Genomic DNA, 17,284 nt, shown 5'->3' with positions numbered 1-17,284 from the left:
AACGGTCAGTTGTAGACGATGATCCGCCGGTCGGCGTCGGCGGTGTCGTCGTCACCCGTGCTGTCTCCGGCGGCGAAGCCCTTGATCGGCGGGGGCTTCGGCCCCTCCGTCTCCTGGCTCTCCGCCATCACGAGGGCGGGCGCCGCCCCGGCCAGGGCGGCGGGTGCGGACAGGGCCGCGGACAGCGCGACGCCGGTCAGCGCGCGCCGCAGGATCGAGGACTGCATGGTTCTCCTTGGTCGAACGTGCCGTCAGGTGTGCTGAGAGCGTGCGGGCCGCGGCTGCACATCCGCGTGCAATCGGCGTGCAGCGGTGACCCTGCTCGTCGCCGCGGGCCGGGAGATCGGCGGCAGTGACCTCGCCCGCCCCCGGGAGGGCAAGGGCTGACCGTCGCGTCCTGTCCTGCGAAGCTCCGTTCCTGCTGCTCCGGCCGCAGGAACGGAGCTTCGATCACGGAGCGCCTGGGGGTGCCGGAAGGATGCGGGCCGTTCGGATCAACCCGCTGGCTGTGTCGCCGGAACATCGGCCCTGTTCGGCCACGACGTTCGCGACTGCCGATGGACAGGGTCCGGGCGGTGATGATGCCAGACTGAGGTGTGATGGCGTCGCACGCGGAGTCCGTGGTGTCGGTGGCCGCCGGCGACGGCGGCGCGCTGATCCACGTCGCGGGTGAGCTGCACCTCGGCAACGCCGAACAGGTGCGGGCCGACCTGCGGGCCGCCATCGACTCCAGCACGGACCGCCCGCTGTGCCTGGACCTGGCCCGGGTCACCTTCATCGACGCCCGGGGCCTGGCCGTGCTGCTCGACGTCGCCGCCCACGCGCGCACCCGGCAGGCGTCGCTGTGCCTGCGCAACGTTCCCGAACCGGTACGCCGGATCATCGACGTCACCGGCACCGGCACCGCGCTGGGCGTGCCGGGCCACGACTGACCGGCATACCTCGCAAAACGGCCTTGCCGCCGCCGGATCGCCTCTACGCTGTGCAGTGACGATCAACTGCCGCGCAGGAGCGGACCGGTCCGGGGGGTTATCGCGTGGGCCGTGCACCCGACGCCGAGTTCGACGCGCTCATGTCGCGCGGCTCGCTCTATCCGGTGTTCCAGCCGATCGTGTCGCTGGACAGCGGCGGCACCGTCGGCTACGAGGCGCTGATCCGCGGCCCGAGCGGCAGCGCGTTCGCCACCCCGGACAAGCTGTTCCGCGAGGGTGCCCGCGCTGGTCGGCTGGCCGAGCTGGACTGGATCTGCCGGGCCGCGTCCTGCCGGGCCGCGCTGATGGCGGGACTGCCCACCACGGTGCCGCTGTTCCTCAACGCCGAGCCGGCCACGTTCCGCACCCCGCCGCCGGCGCAGCTCATCGACACCTTCCGGGCCGCCTCCGACCAGCTCCAGGTCGTCGTCGAGATCACCGAGCGGAAGCTGGGCAGCGATCCCGGCGGCCTGCTCGCGGCGGTGCTGCGGCTGCGCGAGGCCGGGATGCGCATCGCCCTGGACGATGTCGGTGCCACCACCACCAGCCTGGCCATGATGCCGCTGATCAGCCCGGACGTGATCAAGATCGACCGCGGGGTGGTGCAGGGGCCGATCACGCCGGCGGCGTCGGCCGTGGTCAACGCCGTGCTGGCCGAGGCCGAGCGCACCGGCGCGGCCGTGCTCGCCGAGGGCATCGAGTCGCCGCGGCACCTGGCGGTCGCCCGCGCGATGGGGGCCACGCTCGGGCAGGGCTGGCTGTTCGGCCGCCCCGAGCCGCTGCCGCACGACATCGCGGCGGCCGAGTTCGTGCTGCCCCGGGTGCCCGCACCGGAGCTGCCGGAGGGTACGCCGTACGAGATCGCGTCCCGGCACCGGCCGACGGCCCGCACCACGAAGGAGGTGCTGCGCTGCCTGAGCCGGCACCTGGAGAACAAGTGCCTGGACCTGACCGAGCCCGCGGTGCTGCTGGCGGCGTTCCAGCAGGCGCGCCACTTCGACGACGCGGTCCGCACCCGCTACACCGAGCTGGCCGGCCGCGGCGTGCTGACGGCCGTGTACGCCGCGGGCCTCACCGCCGAGCCGGTGGTCGGCATCCGGGGCGGACCGCTGGACTCGGCCGACCCGATGACCCGCGAGTGGATCGTGGTCGTGCTGGGCGCGCACTTCGCGGCCGGCCTGTTCGCCTACGACCAGGGCCGTGACGATGACGACGAGGACAGCCGCGCCTTCGACTACGTGCTGACCTACGATCGCCGGCTGGTGACGGCGGCGGCCCAGCCGCTGCTGCGGCGGCTGCTGCCGACGGAGCCCGAGACCTTCTGGTGAGCGGGGCCCACCCGTTGACGGGGGCTTTCCGGCCGGTACGAGACGGTTCGCGAGGCACGTCCGGTCAGCGGTGCTCCCAGGTCCAGCCGCGTGGTTAACTGGGCGGACGCCGCCGTCGGCGACGCGCGCCCCCGTTCGCGCGGTCGCCCCTGGACCACCGCCGAGGAGTACCGGGTGAACCCTGCCCACGACCTGGACAGCGCCGAGGACCACCACCCCGGCCACGGGCACTCGCACGGCGGCCCCGCGGCCCCGGCGTCCCGGCGGGCCACCCGGCTCACCCTCATGGCGCTGATCCCGGCCGCGCTGCTGACCCTGGCCGGGCTGGTGCTGCTGTGGCCGGGGCCGATCAAGGCCGAGCCGTGGACCGGCCCCGCGCAGGCCGACGGGGTCGTGCAGACGGTGCGCATCGTCGACTGCGCCGACACGGGCGAGGAGCCCGTGCAGATCCCCGGCCAGCAGGAGGCGCCCCGCTGCGGCGAGGTGACCGTCAAGCTCACCACCGGCGCCGAGGCGGGCAAGGTCGTCAGCACCGCCGTCCCGTCCGGTCCCGGCGCGCCCGACGTCGCGCCCGGCGACAACGTGATCGTGATGCAGACCGAGGACTTCGAGGACGGCAGCCTGCGCTACGACATCACCGACCACGACCGGGCCGACGGGCTGTGGATGCTGGTGCTCGCGTTCGTCGGGGCGGTGGTGGCGTTCGGGCGCTGGCGCGGGGTGACCGCGCTGGTGGGGCTCGCGTTCACGTTCGCCGTGCTGCTGATGTTCGTCGTGCCGGCGATCCTGGAGGGCAGCTCGCCGCTGCTGGTCGCGATCGTGGGCTCGGCGGCGATCATGCTGGTGGTGCTCTACCTGACCCACGGGATCAACGCGCCGACCTCGATGGCCGTGCTGGGCACCCTCACCGCGCTGGCGCTGACCGGCCTGCTGTCGGCGCTGTCCGTGTCGCTGCTGCACCTGACCGGCATGGCCAGCGAGGAGTCGGTGTACGTCACGTTCGTCAACGCCGACATCAACATGCCCGGCCTGCTGCTGGCGGGCATCCTCATCGGCGCGCTCGGCGTGCTAGACGACGTCACCATCACCCAGGCGTACACGGTCACCGAACTCGCCCACGCCAACCCGCGGCTGGGCTTCCTCGGCCTGTACCGGGCCGCGTCCCGGGTGGGCCGGGCGCACATCACCTCGGTGATCAACACCATCGTGCTGGCGTACGCGGGCGCGTCGCTGCCCACCCTGCTGCTGCTCACCGCGGGGGGCGCGCCGCTGGGGGAGATGCTGACGACGGAGTTCCTGGCGCAGGAGATCGTGCGCTCGATCGTCGGCACCATCGGCCTGATCGCCGCCGTGCCGATCACCACCGCGCTGGCCGCGCTCGTCAACCACGGGGGAGAGGGCTCGCCGCTGTCGCGCCGCCGCCGGACCCGCCGCCCCGACACGCTGGAGCAGGCGTGGGGCCTGCCCGCCGAGGAGGCGCCGGCGGCGCACCGGCCGTCGCCGCTGCCGCGCTGACCTGCGCACGAAGAGCGCTGTGATCGGACTGTGAACCGCTCCGGTGACCATCGGCGCGGCGGGAACCCTCCCGCGCCGAAGGTCCGAGGAGATCCATGTACAACTCACCCGCGCCGCGGCGGGGACGGTGGTCGCCGCACACCCGTCTCGTCGCCGCGGCCGTCACGTCCCTGATGGCCATGACCCTGGCCCCCGCGCCCGCCGCCGCCACCGTGCCGATCCGGCAGGCCGAGGCGGCCGGGATCGGCGAGGGGGTCCGTGCCCTGCGCGCCGACCTGGCCAAGTCCGCCGCCGCGGTGGGCGCCGACGTCAAGGCGCTGGACGAGCTGCTGGCCAAGGCCGAGGCGGCCGGCGCCTGCGAGGCGGCCGAGACCCTGGCCGGGTTCAGCGGCGACGTCGGGCGCGTCAAGCTGCGCGCCGAGGACGCCGCCCGGCTCGCCCGCGGCGGCCATCGGCTGCGCGGCCAGGCACTGAGCGGCCTGCCTGACGAGGAGGGCTGCGCGGGCCCGGTCGCCGTCTTCGTGGACCCCGAGCAGGCGATCCCGGCCGTACGCTCGCTGCCCGGCTTCGAGCGCGGCACGGTCCGCCCCGTCGCGGGCCTGCTCGACAGCTCCGGCACCCGCAGCTCGTTCGTCGAGGACGAGGTGATGGTCTCCACCGCCGACAAGGGCAGGCTGGACGAGTTCACCAAGCGGTGGAACGGCGCCGTGGTGCACAGCTTCGTCCCGCATGCCAAGGACGCCGTCCCGCAGTACCTGGTCCGGGTCGACACCGGGCTGGGCGATCCGGCCAAGCTCGGCGACCACCTCGCCGAGCTGAACAGGGAGCAGTGGAAGGCCGACTCGCTGGCCGTGTCCAGTGACGCGGGCCTGCGCCTGCTGGCCCTCGCCGCTCAGGAGGCCGCCACCGACGGCAACCCGCTGACCGTGGGCGTGAACTGGCTCGACGAGCCGGCCGACTACGCCGGCCGGACCCTGGCCGAGGCGGGCTTCGGCCCGAACGGCTTCAACGACAACCCGGCCGCGGCCTACCAGCGGGATCCCTACGGCTGGTCGTACCTGGACGCGGGCAGCGTGCAGGACATCGGCGTGACCGAGGCGTGGACGCTGCTGGACTCGGTCGGCAGGCTCGACAACAAGGTCCGGGTCGCGGTGCTGGACGCGGGCTTCAGCCCGACCGTCAACGGCGACCTGCCCGCGAGCACCGACATGTGGAGCGCGGTGCCGTTCAAGGGCGCGGGTGATCCCGGCTCGTCGGCGTCGCCGTGGCACGGCACGATCGTGGCCAGCGCGCTGGCCGCCGTCCCCGGCAACTTCAAGGGCGCGGCCGGTCCCGCCGGTCCCGTCGCCGACCTGACGCTGGTCTACACCGGCGACGACATGTTCCTCATCATGGCGGCGCTGTCCGCGGCGGTCGCCGACGGCAGCAACCTGATCAACATGAGTATGGGCAAGCGAGCCCACTGGGCGCTGGCCTGGACGCTGCTCCCGCTGGACGGCCTGACCGCGCTGCTGCGGGCCACCAACGACATCCTGATCTTCGCGTCGGCCGGCAACGACGGCGCGAACGTCGACGGCACCACGTGCTTCCTCACCTGCTGGGAGAAGTACTTCTACTCGCCGTGCGAGAACACCGGCGTGATCTGCGTCGGCGGCCTGGCCCGCAACAGCCTCAACCGGCACGGCCAGTCCAACTACGGCTCCGAGCACGTCGACATCTACGCGCCGTTCGAGCTGCTGGTCGGGGCCAATCCGCAGCAGTCGGCGCCCAACAAGGCGTTCGCCGCCGCCGGGACCAGCGTGGCGAGCCCGTACGCGGTCGGTGTGGCCGCGCTGATCTGGGCGGCCCGGCCGGACCTGAGCGAGGACGCCGTCGAGGACATCCTCATGCGCAACCGGCGGCTCAGCCCCGACGGCAAGATCAAGAAGAAGGTCATCAACGCGTTCGACGCCGTCCGGGACGCGCTGCCGGCCAGCCTCATGATCACCACGCCGGTGGACGGCTGGGTGCTCTCGGCGGTCAGCCCGAGCCAGTTCCGCGCCACGGTGTTCGCCGACGGCAACGGCACCCCCACCGTCACCTGGCGGCTGGCCAACAACACGCTGCTCGGCACCGGCAACCCGATCTGGGCCACCCCGCCCCCGGGCAACCATGTCATCACCGCTCGGGCGACCTTCCCCAACGGCGTGACCGCGACCGACACGGTCTCGGTGTCCGTGGTCAACCACACCCCGGTCGTCACGATCACCAACCCGACCGCGGCCTCACCCGCCTACGGCGTGTCCGACCCGATCCCGTTCCATGCCATCAGCAGCGACGATGCCGGGACGCTGCCGGACAGCCGACTCAGCTGGTTCCTGGACAACGCGACCGTCCCGTTCGCCACGGGGCACAACCCGACCGTCGTGACCGGCGGCGGCATCGGCACCCACACGGTACGGCTGCGCGGCTGCGACAGCTTCAACGTGTGCGCCGAGGACACCGTGGTCATCACGCTCGCCGTGGACCCGCCGAACCAGCCGCCGGTCGTGCACATCACCAGCCCCGCCAACGGAGCCGTGCTCTGGGTCAACGGCAGCGACGCGAGCGGCCCGTACCACCAGCTCACCCTGCAGGCGACGGCGACCGATCCGGAGGGCTTCCCGCTGACCACCACCTGGTACGACAACGGCGTCCCGCTGGCCACCGGGCTCACCCCGACGGTCCGCCTGCGCGGCGGCTGCGAGGTCTATGGCCATACGCTGACGTTCGTGGCCACCGACAGCGCGGGCAACACCCGCCAGGACTCGATCTACGTCACCGTCAACATCCTCTGTTGACGGCGGAGGGCAACGGTCCCGGACGGCGCTTCCGCCCGTCCGGGACCGGATGACCGCTCCCGGCCGCTAACGCCGGACGGTGATGCTGGTGGTCGTCTCTCTGAACATGCTGGCTGGCGCATGCGCGATCCCGCCGATCGCCAGGACCGTCAGCGCCAGTGCCGCCCCGGCGGCGGCCAGGGCCGCGCCGAAGCGGGCCAGATGGCGCCTGCGGTACTCCACCGGCGCGAGCGCGACCCCGTTGCTCAGCCCCGCCACGAAGGCCGGATCGCTGGCACGGGTGTACTCGGCCAGGCCTGCCAGAAGCTCCTGCTCATCCGGGCGCAGCGACATCTGCCCCACCTCCTGTAGCTGCCACTTACCCGCCGCGGGCGCTCGCATACCTCCGGTGGGCGGTTCGCGGGTCGCCGGCGAAGGCTTCGTAGGGGCAACGAGCAGCCGATCCGCACGTCACCACGTTCTTCGTGCGGCGGGGATCACGCGGCGTTGACATCAAGTGCGGTTGAGGTTCTAGCGTCACGGATGTGGATCACAGAGCTGCCCTGGAGCCGTTGGGCGTGCGGTTCCGGGAGGCGTTCGGCCGCTACCCGACGGGGGTGGCCGTCATCTGCGCGGCCGGGCCCCAGGGGCCGGTTGGGCTGACCGCCTCCAGCGTCGCGTCGGTGTCGCTGACCCCGCCCGCGTTGTCGTTCTCCGTCATGGGCACGCGGTCGGCGCGGCACCTGCTGACGATGCCGACCCTGGTGGTCAACCTGCTGGGGTCGGCGCACCTTGAGGTGGCCCGGGGCTTCTCCCGTCCGGGCGGACCGCGGTTCACCCTCGACCAGGGCTGGAGCACGCTGCCGACCGGCGAGCCGTTCCTGCCCGGCGCACTGGCCGCGCTCCGGGTCCAGCCGCTGCGACAGGTCCCGATCGGTGACGCCACCGTCGTCGTCGCCGGTGTCCTCGACGTCCACCACGGCCCCGAGGACGGGCAGCTGATCTACCACGCCAGGCAGTTCCACACCTCACCGTTGTCACCGGAGGCAAGCTGATGCGACTGTCCCACCTGATCCGACCGCGCGTCGTCGCCAGTGCTCACTGCGATCTGCCGTGTGGCGTCTACGACCCGGCGCAGGCCCGGATCGAGGCCGAGTCGATCAAGGCGATCTGCGAGAAGTACCAGGCCAACACCGACCCGGAGTTCCGGACCCGGGCGCTGGTCATCAAGGAGCAGCGGGCCGAGCTGGTCAAGCACCACCTGTGGGTGCTGTGGACCGACTACTTCAAGGCCCCGCACTTCGAGAAGTACCCGAACCTGCACCAGCTGTTCAACGAGGCCACCAAGCTCGCCGGCGCGGGCGGCGCCAAGGGCCAGGCCGACCCGGCCGTCGCCGAGCAGCTGCTGGTGAAGATCGACGAGATCGCGAAGATCTTCTGGGAGACCAAGCAGAACTGACCCTCTCCTGGCCGTCGGGCAGCCCGTCGCCGGGCTGCCCGACCTCGTAGGCGCTTGGCCCGGGGACTACCGTTGCCCGGTGAACCAGGATCAGCGCGCTCTGAAGGACGGCGACCTCGACACGCGCGAGGAGCACCTCTACCGGCTCCTCGACCGCGCGAGGGCGGGCGGCGACGAATCCGCGCTGGCGGCGCTGCACCTGCTCACCCGCGACTACCGGGACTACCACCGCTCGCTGTACAGCCGGGCGATGAACCAGGCCGGAGTCTTCGTCGACGCGTCGCTGGCCGAGCCGCTGCTCGCCGCACTCGCCGACACCCGCTACAACTGCCAGGCCTGGGCGGCGATGGGCTGCGCCGAGCTGCGGCTGCCCGCCGCGGTGCCCGGGCTGCTGACGCTGCTGGAGCGCGGCGACTGGATGGGCCAGGAGCAGGCCGTACGCGCCCTCGGCCGGATCGGCGACGAGTCGGCGGTGCCCGCCCTCGCGCCGTTGCTGTGGTCCGAGCCCGAATGGCTGCGCGAGCGCGCGGCCGACGCCCTGGCCTCCATCGGCGGCGACGAAGCGCTCACCGCACTGTGGGAGGCGTTCGAACACCGCGGCTACACCCGGATCGGCTACGTCGCTAGCGCGCTGGCGAAGTTCACGCCGGAGATCATCCCGAGGCTGCTCGCGGTGGCCGACGACGATGATCCCGACCTGCGGTACTGGGCGGCGATCGCGCTCGGCTCGACCGGTGACGAGCAGGTGGTGCCGACGCTGGAGCGCATGATGGCGCAGGACAAGGGCCGTACGGTGTTCGACGGCTGGGTCAGCGTCGCGGCGAAGAAGGCCCTGCGCACCCAGCGCCGCATCCAGGCCGCGATCGCCGGCCGGTCCGAGGCGGGCGATCAGCCGGAGGACGCCTGATCCCGCCTCGTGCGCGGCGGCCGGTGTGCACGGCGGCAGGTGGCGCCGAGCCGTGCCCGCCGCCCACCTGCGCCGGCGAGATTTCTTCGAGCACGGTGTCGATTCAGGCGTGTGCCGTTCGACCTCTGGTGAGAGGCCGGCGACGAGCCGGCCGCCGAATCACCGGAGGACACCATGACCACCACTGACACCACCACCACGACCATGAGCCTCGGCCGGCTGCTCGCGACGGGCGCCGTCGCCATCGTGGTCGCCAGCGCCGCCACGGTCGCCGTCGCCGCCGCGGGGAACGCCGCCGGGATCAGCCTCGACGTGAGTGGCCAGCCCATCCCCGTCCTGGGGTTCGGCGTACTGACCGCGCTGTTCTCGCTGGTGGGGCTGATCCTCGCCGCGGTGCTGTTCCGGTGGGCGCGGCACCCGCGGCGTGTCTTCGTCCGGACGACGGTGGTGCTGACCGTGCTGTCACTGGTCCCGGACGTGATCGCGGACGCCGGGGCGGCCACGAAGGCGCTGCTGATGCTCACCCACCTGGTCGCCGCCGCGATCGTGATCCCGGCGGTCGCGCGCCGCCTGCCCGCCTGATCCGCGGCATGGCTAGCGGCCGGCGACCGACTCGGGCAGCGACACGTCGGCCCGGCCGGTTGACGGCGCACCGCCCGCGTCTTCGGCATCGGAGCCGGAGGCGCGGGCGTCGGCAAGCACGTCCGCGGGGACGTGCCGCTCGAGGAAGCGCCGGGCCAGCCGGGTCGACGGATGGATGGCGACGGTGGCCACCAGGATGATGCCGGCGATGACCAGCCAGCCGGCGGCACCCCAGCTCAACGCGAGGAAGGTGTACACCGCTGGTGCCCAGACCTTGCCCAGGGTGCCGGTCAGCTCGCCCGCGCCCTGGTAGGCGCCGCGCTGGCGCGGGTCCATCAGCTCGGCTTCGAAGGACCAGCTCGCCGCCGACAGGTAGAGCTCGGCCCCGGTCACCGTGACGTGGCCCAGCCAGACCAGCGCGATCGTCACCCAGCCGACCGTGTCGTGCGTCGCGAGCGTGATCAGGCAGGAGAGCACGAAGAAGGTCGAGCACAGCCGGATCGCCCTGAGTGCGGTCGACAGGTCCCTGACGCCCCGGGAGGTGACCATCGGCAGGAAGATGCACATCACGGTGTTGGTCGCGAACAGGAAGGCCAGCACCACCCGCGGCGCGTCGGTCTGCTCGACCAGCCAGAGCGGGATGACGACGTTCAGCAGCACCTGGTTGGTCCAGAACACGCCGAGGAAGAATTCGGTGAGCAGCCAGCCGGGGTTGCGCAGCGGACCCGGCCCCGGCACGCGCACCTTGCGCTCCTCGGGGCTGCGCTCGTCGTGCGAGGCCGGTGGCAGCCGGGTGACGGCGGCCGCGTTGACCAGGAAGGCCGCGGCGGTGAACCAGGGCAGCGCGTGCAGCACCTCGTTGGAGTGGAACGCGAGCGCGATGCCGCCCATCACCGAGCCGAGGGTGAAGCCGAGGTTGAGGGCGGAGTACATGTAGGCGCGTGACTGCACCCGCTCGTCCGCGGGCAGCACGTCGATCGTGTACGCCCCGAACGCGGCGCCGCCCAGCGCCCCGATCACCTCCATGGCGACGGCCATGGCGACGTAGCCCTTGAAGTCGGTGATGAACGGCCACACGGCGAACATCGCCGCCTGCCCTGCGGCGCTGACCGCCCACATCCTCTTCGGCCCGTAGCGGTCGACCAGCCTGCCCATCGGCACGGCGGCGAGGAAGGCCGCGATGCCCGCGAAGGTCAGGCCGAGACCGACCTGGGCGGCCGTCAGACCGACGATCTTGGTGAAGAACACCGCCGATCCGGTCATGAACGTGCCCTGGCCCAGCGCGAAGAGCAGCGACTGCGTGGAGAGGCGGCCGGCCAGCGGCGACGGGGGACGGGCGCGGCTGAGGAGGGCGGAGAGCGTCACCCGGGGATTCTCCAAGGATGGTACGACGGTTGTCGCCCCATTTAGACACCCGGCAAGGGGACCGCTCACCGCCTCGATCCGGGCCCGGCCAGCGCCGGTGCGCTGCGCCGGGCCAGCTTGACCCGCAGCTCCCCGGCGCGGGCGTGGTTGAGCGCGACCAGGTTGTCCAGTGCCCGCCGCCAGGCGGCGTCCGCCGCGTCGGGATCGCCCACGGCCAGGTACGAGTCGCCCAGGTGCTCGCTGATGTCGGCCTCGTGGAACGCGTCGTGCAGCGGGCCGAGCAGCTCCAGCGCCCGATGGCAGCACTCGATCGCCCGCCGGTGCTCGCCCAGCCCCTGGTACGCGCACGCGATGCTGTCCCAGGTCAGCGCCTCCGAGCGCCGGTCGCCCAGCCCGCGCAGCAGCGCGATCGCCTCCTCGCAGTGTGCGATCGCCGCCCGGTGCCTGCCCAGCAGCGTCTGGTACCAGCCCACCGCGTTCAGCGCCCGGGCCAGGCCCGCCACGTCGCCGCCGCGGAACAGCTCACGCGCCCGCTCGCTGTGGTGCAGCGCCAGGCGCAGGTCACCGCCCTGCTGCTCGTGCAGATAGCCGAGATTGTGATGGGTACGGGCCAGGCCGTCCCGGTCGCCGAGCCCTTCGAACAGCGCGAGCGCCCGCGCGAACCGGTCGTGCGCCAGGTCCCACGAGCGCAGCCACATCGCCGCCCGGCCGAGCCCGACCAGGCAGTGCCCCTGCGCGGCGGGTGCGCCCAGCCGCCGCGCCGCGGCCAGGCCCGCCTCGTGGGTGACCTGCCAGTCGTCCCAGCGCCCGAGCCGCTCGAACACCTCGCTCAGCGTGCACGCCAGCCGCCACGCGTGCGCGTCCGCGCCGGTGCGGGCGGCGGCCTGCACGGCGGCCAGCAGCACCGGATACTCCGCGGTGCACCAGGCCAGCGCCGCGTCGGCGTCCGCGGGCCGCTCCGGGTGCACGCCCGCCGCGGGCGCGTCCAGCGGCACCGGATCACGGAACGTGTCCAGCAGCCCGGCCGCCGCCGCGGCGCTGTGCAGGTAGTGGTCGAGCATCCGCCGCCGGGCCGCGTCCCGCTCCGGATCGTCCAGCGCCAGCTCTGCCGCGTACGTCCGCAGCAGGTCGTGGCTGGTGTACCGGCCGGGTGCCGCCTCGGTCAGCAGGTGTGCGGCGGTCAGCTCGCGCAGCAGCCGCCGGGCCTGCACGACGGTCAGCCCGGCGGCGCTCGCCGCCGCGGCATCCCCGGCCACCGGCCCGGGATGGACGCCGAGCAGCCGGAACAGGCGCTGCGCGGGCGCGCTGACCGCCTGATAGGACCACGAGAACACGGCCCGTACGTCGGCCGGTGCCGCGCCCAGGCCGAACGCGTCCAGCCCGCCGCGCTCCGGGGGCAGGACCCGGATCAGCTCACCGGCGAGCGCGGACAGGCTGAGCCGCGGGTTGCTCGCGGCCCGCGCCGCCACCACGGCCAGCGCCAGCGGCAGCCGGGCGCACGCCGCGACCAGCGCCGACACCGCCGCGGGCTGTGCCGCCACCCGTTCGGCGCCCAGCCGCCGGGCCAGCAGGCGCCGGGACTCGGCCTCGGTGAGCAGGTCCAAAGTGACCGGTTGGGCGCCCTCCACGACGAGCCCCGGCAGCTGGTGGCGGCTGGTGACCACGGCCAGGCAGCCCGGTGTGCCCGGCAGCAGCGGGCGCACCTGCTCCTCGTCGGCCGCGTTGTCGAGCACCAGCAGCACGCGCCGCCCGGCGAGCAGGCTGCGCAGCAGCCCGGCCTGCGCCGCCGCGCCCTCGGGCAGCCGCTGGGCGGGGGTGCCGAGCGCCTCGAGAAAGGACCGGACCACGTCCTGGACGGGCAGCGGCCCGTCGGCGCCGAAACCACGCAGGTCGGCGTGCAGCTGCCCGTCGGGGAAGCGGTGCGCCGTCCGGTGCGCCCAGTGCAGCGCGAGCGAGGTCTTCCCCACACCCGCGGCCCCGCCGATCACCGCGACGGTGGCCGCCGGTGCGCCGTCCGGCGGGTCGAGCAGCTGATCGAGCCGGGCGAGATCGGCCTCCCGCCCGACGAACCCGCTCACCGCGCGCGGCAGCAGGGCGGGCACCACGGACGGCGGGGGAGGAGCCGGCAGCGCGGGGCGTTCGGCGCGCACCTCCAGGCCGGGATCGCGGGACAGGATGCGCCGGTGCAGCACAGCCAGCTCAGGGCCGGGGTCGAGGCCGAGTTCCGCGGCCAGCCGGGCACGGGTGCGGGCGTACGCGTCGAGCGCGTCGGTGATCCGCCCGCACCGGTAGAGGGCCGTCATCAGCTGCCCCGCGAGCCGTTCCCGCAGCGGGTGCGCGGCCACCTGGGCGGTCAGCTCCGCCACCAGCTCATCGTGGTGGCCCAGCCGCAGCAGCGTGTCCAGCCGGTCCTCGGCCGCGGCGAGCCGGGACTCCTCCAGGCCGTGGCACAGCCGCTGCCGGACCGTGCCGGGCACCACGCCGGCCAGGGCCGGTCCGCGCCACAGCGCCAGCGCCTCGTCCAGCAGCGCCAGCCGGACCCGGTCGTCGGCCTCGGCCCGCGCCCGGGTCACGAGCTGCCGGAAGCGGTGCGCGTCCACCGTGAGCGGATCGGCGCGCAGCACGTAGCCGCCGCCCGCCGCCTCGACGGCGGCGACCTCGCGCAGCGCCAGCCGCAGCGTGGACGCCGCGACGCGTACGGCGTGCACGGCGGTGCGGGGCGGGCCGTCCGGCCACATGAGATCGACCAGCCGGTCCACCGGCACCACGTGGTTGACCTCCAGCGCGAGCAGCGCCAGCAGGTAGCGCCGCTTGCGGGGGCCCAGGTCGATCGCGTTCCCGCCGGCGTGCACCGTCACCGGTCCCAGTACGCGCACGTCCACGCGGCCACCCTAGGCGCGGCCGCCGCCGGTCAGGTGAACACGTAGGAATCCCGACAGTTCCGTCAAACCAGTCGGTGGTCAGCGAGCGGGCGCCGCCGCGGGGACCGGGCCGGTGCAGAGCGCCGCGTACGCGCCCGCCGGATCGTCGGCGAAGAAGCGCACCACGCGCACCCGCTCCCGGCGGCCCAGCGGGCGGATCGCCTCGATCGGTTCGGCCAGCTCGACGATCACGTTGGTCTGGCTGTTCACGGACAGCGCCAGCCGCTCGTCCTCGACCTTGAGCATGCCGGTCTCGGTGTAGCTGCGCCTGTGCTGCACACCCGTGATCAGCTCGCGGGGGATGCGCAGGTCGAAGAAGGCACCGTGCCGGACCCGCAGCTCGGCGGCGTCCACGACGTGCGGCCGGGTGACGTAGCAGGCGATGACCGCCAGCGCGATCAGGATGCCGTACGCGTCGACCGCCAGGAGCACCGCGCGCAGCCCCACCGGGGCGTCCAGGGAGCGCAGCAGGATCTCGACCGCGACCAGCTCCAGCACGCACGCGAACAGGAACCCGGCCATCAGCGGCACCTGCTCCCTGGCGTACGAGAACGCCGCCGCCCCGGCGGGCACCCCGTGCCGGCGTCCGGTGACCCACAACCCGAGGCTGACCAGGCCCTTGGCGTCGAAGCCCATGACCCGGCGCACCGGCAGGGGCACCAGCTCCTCGTACGCTCCCCGCAGCGCCGCCCTGCCGCCCAGGCCCTGCCGGCGCAGCCCGCGCCAGACCCGCCACAGCACCGCCGCCTCGAAGACCAGTACCGCCAGGACCAGCAGCTCGGCGGCGGCGAGCACGGGCCGGGGGAGCGCGACGCCGGACACCAGCAGCACGGCGAACACGACCTCCGCCGGGATCACGGCGAACAGCACGGCGCGGGCGGTCTTCATCATGTCTTCGGCTCCTTCAGGGTGGTGATCATCAGGCGCAGCACCTCGGCCTGCGCGGGGGTGAGCTCGTCGGACATCAGGTCCAGCCAGCGGCCGGTCTCGGCGTCGTCGAGGCTGGCCAGCATCGCCGCGGCCATCTCCGCGGGCAGGTGCGCGGCCAGGTCGGCGGCGAGCACCGCCACCCGCGGGTCGGCCGGGTCGGCCCCGGCGATCGCGTCCATCCGCGCGGTCAGCGCGTGACCCCGCTCCCGCGCCTCGGGCGTGGTCAGCGGCTGGAACAGGGCCAGCACGTGGTCACGGGCGGCCGGGTCGGCCCCGGTGTCGATCAGCGAGATCATCTCGCGGTCGAGCGCGGCGAACGCGGAACCGGCCGGGTGCAGGTCGCGCAGCGCGTCGGCCAGGTCGGGCGCGACGGTCGCGTCGGGGTTCAGCTCCGCGCCGGCCAGCAGCGCGGCGAGCCGGGCCCGGCGGGCGGCGATCGCCTCCTGCTGGCGGGCCAGGTCGGCGTCCAGCTCGGTGAGCACCTCGCGCAGCTCGCGGCCCTGGTCGTCGGCGAGCACGTCGCGGATCTCGTCAAGGGACAGGCCCAGCTCGGCCAGGCGGCGCACCCGCGCGAGCAGGACGGCGTCGCGCAGCCGGTACTCCCGGTAGCCGCCGGGGGTCCGGCCGGGCTCGGGCAGCAGTCCCAGGTGGTGGTAGTGGCGCACGGTACGGGTGGTCACCCCGACCAGCGCCGCCAGCTCGCCGATACGCATGACCACATTAAAAACGTTGACGCTACGTCAAGGTCAAGTTCGCCGCACCAGGCCGGGGGGCGTCCACGCGACGGCAGGGCGGGCGCGGTCACCAGCGGTTGCGGGCCTCCTCCGCCCAGCCGGTGAGGCCGTCCAGGTCGACGCGCTCGCCGCCGTCGGTCGTGGCCCAGCCGGTGAAGTGGCCGAAGCACTGGTGCGTCTCGTTGGCGATCACGCCCAGCTCGGTCCGGGACACCTTCTCGTGGAACGGGTGGAAGTGGGCGTCCACCCGCGTTCCGGTGATCCGCCACGGGCGCAGCCAGTCCGTACGGTCGTAGCTCCACCTCAGCTCGTCGCCGATCTTGTGCAGCCGCCCGTCCACGAACAGCGCGTTCTCGGTGAGCCCCGTGCCGTCCGTCCACCGCCCGCCGAGCTGGATCGCCCGCCCGGGCCCGCTGCCCGCCGCCCAGTTCCAGCGGATCCGGTACGGCCACTTGCCCCGGCCGTGGTCGAGCACCGCGAACGAGTCCGCGGCGGCCACCGCCACCGTCCGGCCCTCGACGGTCAGCGTGCCGTGCACGGGGCGGCCGACATCCTTGACCGTGTACTGGAACCGGCGCGAACTCCACGGGATGACCACACTCAGCGACTCGTGCCCGTCGGGCAGCGGCATGGTCAGGTCCACCGCCACGCCTGGCGCGGTGGCCCGGACGGAGCTGCCGTGCGGGCCCTCCTCGATGTCGATCTGGAGCCCGCCGCCGCGCACCGACGTACGCCCCTGCCCGCTGCGGTCGGCGAACACGGTGCCGCGCGCGAACGGCACGACCGCGTCGGTGTTCAGCTCGCGGCCGGTGGCCCGGTCGAGCACGTACACCCCGTGCACCCCGGCGTAGTCCAGCGACGACGCGACGAGCCCGACGATGTGGCCGGGGGTGACCACGCCCCAGTACTCCCAGCGTTTGGCGCGTCCCCAGCCGCGCAGGTTGCCGCGGTGCAGCGGCCGCCTGCTCCAGCCGACCGCGCCCGGGTTCAGGCTGCCGCCGGGCAGGCACAGGTCGACCGGTTCGGTGATCTCTCGCTCGTGCGTCACGCCGGAAGGCTAGCCGCTCCCGCGCGTCCTGTGGATCATCCGATCCGTGGGCGGAGCGGCCCGGCTCGGCGAGCGGACCGGATCACATCAGCCGCGGCGGGCACCTAGCATGGGCACCGTGCGGATCATCTTCGATGCGCTGATGCCGGTGAGCTACGGCCAGTTCTACGTGAACAGCGACGATGACTTCCTCGACCTGCCCGCGGCGTTCGCCGGCCAGGAGAACGGGCTGTGCGGCGCCGCCGTGGCGGGAGGGCTGTTCCTGATCACCGCAACCCATACCGGCCACGTATGGCTCAGAATCGAGCTGCTCGAAGCCGAACCCGCCCCGGCGGAACCCGGATGGGAGGAGGTCGTCGAGGCGCCGTTCGTTCCCACCGGCGACGGTGTGTGGCTGCAGTCCTGGGGCGGCGACGACGACTGGGAACTCGACCTCGGCGGGCACGCCGCCTACCGGGTGCGCTACTGCGCCACCGACATGGCCCGCTGCCGCGAGGCGGAACGGACCAGCTACGACCAGCCCGCCCGCGATCGGTACCTCATGCAGTTCTGGCCGGTGGGCGACGAGGCGCCCCGTCCGGACGCCGTCCTGCGCCAGACCTCCGCCCAGGCCGCGTACTGGCACGGGTTCGCCCGTGAACAGCCGGCCCCGGCCGCCGAGCAGCGGGCAGACCTCGCCTGAGGGCGCCGTCGCAAAGGTGTGGATCGCCCGCGCCTCCCGGGCCG

At 73.5% G+C, this 17,284-nt stretch carries 16 protein-coding genes; 9 read left to right on the top strand and 7 right to left on the bottom strand.

Annotation, left to right across the window (positions count from 1 at the left end; all coding sequences use genetic code 11):
- Window positions 1–5: 5 nt before the first annotated feature.
- Complete coding sequence (locus Cba03nite_RS28380; RefSeq protein WP_203752523.1) at window positions 6–227, bottom strand: hypothetical protein; 222 nt, start codon at window positions 225–227, stop codon at window positions 6–8.
- Between the two features lie 372 nt (window positions 228–599).
- On the opposite strand from Cba03nite_RS28380, the gene Cba03nite_RS28375 reads away from it, so the two are divergent.
- From Cba03nite_RS28375 to Cba03nite_RS28360, 4 genes are all read left to right on the top strand, one after another.
- On the top strand, window positions 600–932 hold the full coding sequence (locus Cba03nite_RS28375; protein WP_203752520.1) for an STAS domain-containing protein: 333 nt from the start codon (window positions 600–602) through the stop codon (window positions 930–932).
- Between the two features lie 104 nt (window positions 933–1,036).
- Window positions 1,037–2,299 (top strand): sensor domain-containing phosphodiesterase, encoded by a 1,263-nt coding sequence (locus Cba03nite_RS28370; protein ID WP_203752517.1) that lies wholly within the window; start codon window positions 1,037–1,039, stop codon window positions 2,297–2,299.
- Between the two features lie 174 nt (window positions 2,300–2,473).
- Window positions 2,474–3,814, top strand: a complete 1,341-nt coding sequence (locus tag Cba03nite_RS28365; RefSeq protein WP_239126067.1) for a YibE/F family protein — start codon at window positions 2,474–2,476, stop codon at window positions 3,812–3,814.
- A gap of 95 nt (window positions 3,815–3,909) precedes the next feature.
- The gene (locus Cba03nite_RS28360; protein WP_203752514.1) at window positions 3,910–6,633 is read left to right on the top strand and encodes a S8/S53 family peptidase; all 2,724 of its coding nucleotides are present in this window, start codon (window positions 3,910–3,912) and stop codon (window positions 6,631–6,633) included.
- Between the two features lie 66 nt (window positions 6,634–6,699).
- Here Cba03nite_RS28360 and Cba03nite_RS28355 read toward each other — a convergent pair whose 3' ends face one another.
- Window positions 6,700–6,966 carry a DUF3040 domain-containing protein gene (locus Cba03nite_RS28355; protein ID WP_203752512.1) on the bottom strand — a complete coding sequence of 89 codons (267 nt, stop codon included), beginning with the start codon at window positions 6,964–6,966 and terminating at the stop codon, window positions 6,700–6,702.
- 191 nt (window positions 6,967–7,157) lie between these two features.
- Between Cba03nite_RS28355 and Cba03nite_RS28350 the strand changes: the two genes are divergently transcribed.
- From Cba03nite_RS28350 to Cba03nite_RS28335, 4 genes are all read left to right on the top strand, one after another.
- Window positions 7,158–7,667 (top strand): flavin reductase family protein, encoded by a 510-nt coding sequence (locus Cba03nite_RS28350; protein ID WP_203752509.1) that lies wholly within the window; start codon window positions 7,158–7,160, stop codon window positions 7,665–7,667.
- Window positions 7,667–8,071 (top strand): superoxide dismutase, Ni, encoded by a 405-nt coding sequence (gene sodN, locus Cba03nite_RS28345; protein ID WP_203752507.1) that lies wholly within the window; start codon window positions 7,667–7,669, stop codon window positions 8,069–8,071. The genes Cba03nite_RS28350 and sodN overlap by 1 nt, the downstream gene beginning before the upstream one ends.
- Window positions 8,072–8,150: 79 nt before the next feature.
- Window positions 8,151–8,978 carry a HEAT repeat domain-containing protein gene (locus tag Cba03nite_RS28340; RefSeq protein WP_203752505.1) on the top strand — a complete coding sequence of 276 codons (828 nt, stop codon included), beginning with the start codon at window positions 8,151–8,153 and terminating at the stop codon, window positions 8,976–8,978.
- Window positions 8,979–9,152: 174 nt separating this feature from the next.
- Window positions 9,153–9,560: a DUF6069 family protein gene (locus tag Cba03nite_RS28335; protein ID WP_203752503.1), complete on the top strand. Its 408-nt coding sequence runs from the start codon at window positions 9,153–9,155 to the stop codon at window positions 9,558–9,560.
- Between the two features lie 12 nt (window positions 9,561–9,572).
- Here Cba03nite_RS28335 and Cba03nite_RS28330 read toward each other — a convergent pair whose 3' ends face one another.
- The 5 genes from Cba03nite_RS28330 to Cba03nite_RS28310 all read right to left on the bottom strand — a co-directional run bounded on the left by Cba03nite_RS28330 (window position 9,573) and on the right by Cba03nite_RS28310 (window position 16,558).
- Complete coding sequence (locus Cba03nite_RS28330; RefSeq protein WP_203752501.1) at window positions 9,573–10,925, bottom strand: MFS transporter; 1,353 nt, start codon at window positions 10,923–10,925, stop codon at window positions 9,573–9,575.
- Window positions 10,926–10,990: 65 nt separating this feature from the next.
- On the bottom strand, window positions 10,991–13,807 hold the full coding sequence (locus Cba03nite_RS28325) for an AfsR/SARP family transcriptional regulator (protein WP_203752499.1): 2,817 nt from the start codon (window positions 13,805–13,807) through the stop codon (window positions 10,991–10,993).
- Between the two features lie 78 nt (window positions 13,808–13,885).
- The gene (locus Cba03nite_RS28320) at window positions 13,886–14,737 is read right to left on the bottom strand and encodes a hypothetical protein (protein WP_203752497.1); all 852 of its coding nucleotides are present in this window, start codon (window positions 14,735–14,737) and stop codon (window positions 13,886–13,888) included.
- A complete protein-coding gene (locus Cba03nite_RS28315; protein ID WP_203752495.1) occupies window positions 14,734–15,489 on the bottom strand; it encodes a MerR family transcriptional regulator in 756 nt (251 codons plus the stop codon). Before Cba03nite_RS28315 ends, Cba03nite_RS28320 begins: the two co-directional genes overlap by 4 nt.
- 88 nt (window positions 15,490–15,577) lie before the next feature.
- Window positions 15,578–16,558, bottom strand: coding sequence for a DUF2804 domain-containing protein (locus Cba03nite_RS28310; protein WP_203752492.1), 981 nt, complete (start codon window positions 16,556–16,558; stop codon window positions 15,578–15,580).
- Window positions 16,559–16,676: 118 nt separating this feature from the next.
- Between Cba03nite_RS28310 and Cba03nite_RS28305 the strand changes: the two genes are divergently transcribed.
- Window positions 16,677–17,240: a hypothetical protein gene (locus Cba03nite_RS28305; RefSeq protein WP_203752488.1), complete on the top strand. Its 564-nt coding sequence runs from the start codon at window positions 16,677–16,679 to the stop codon at window positions 17,238–17,240.
- Window positions 17,241–17,284: the final 44 nt, after the last annotated feature.

Origin of the sequence: Catellatospora bangladeshensis, from assembly GCF_016862575.1 — a bacterium.
In the GTDB taxonomy this organism is placed as follows: Bacteria; Actinomycetota; Actinomycetes; order Mycobacteriales; family Micromonosporaceae; genus Catellatospora; species Catellatospora bangladeshensis.
Note: the sequence above shows the minus strand (reverse complement) of the source record. Positions and strands in the feature narration are given on the sequence as shown.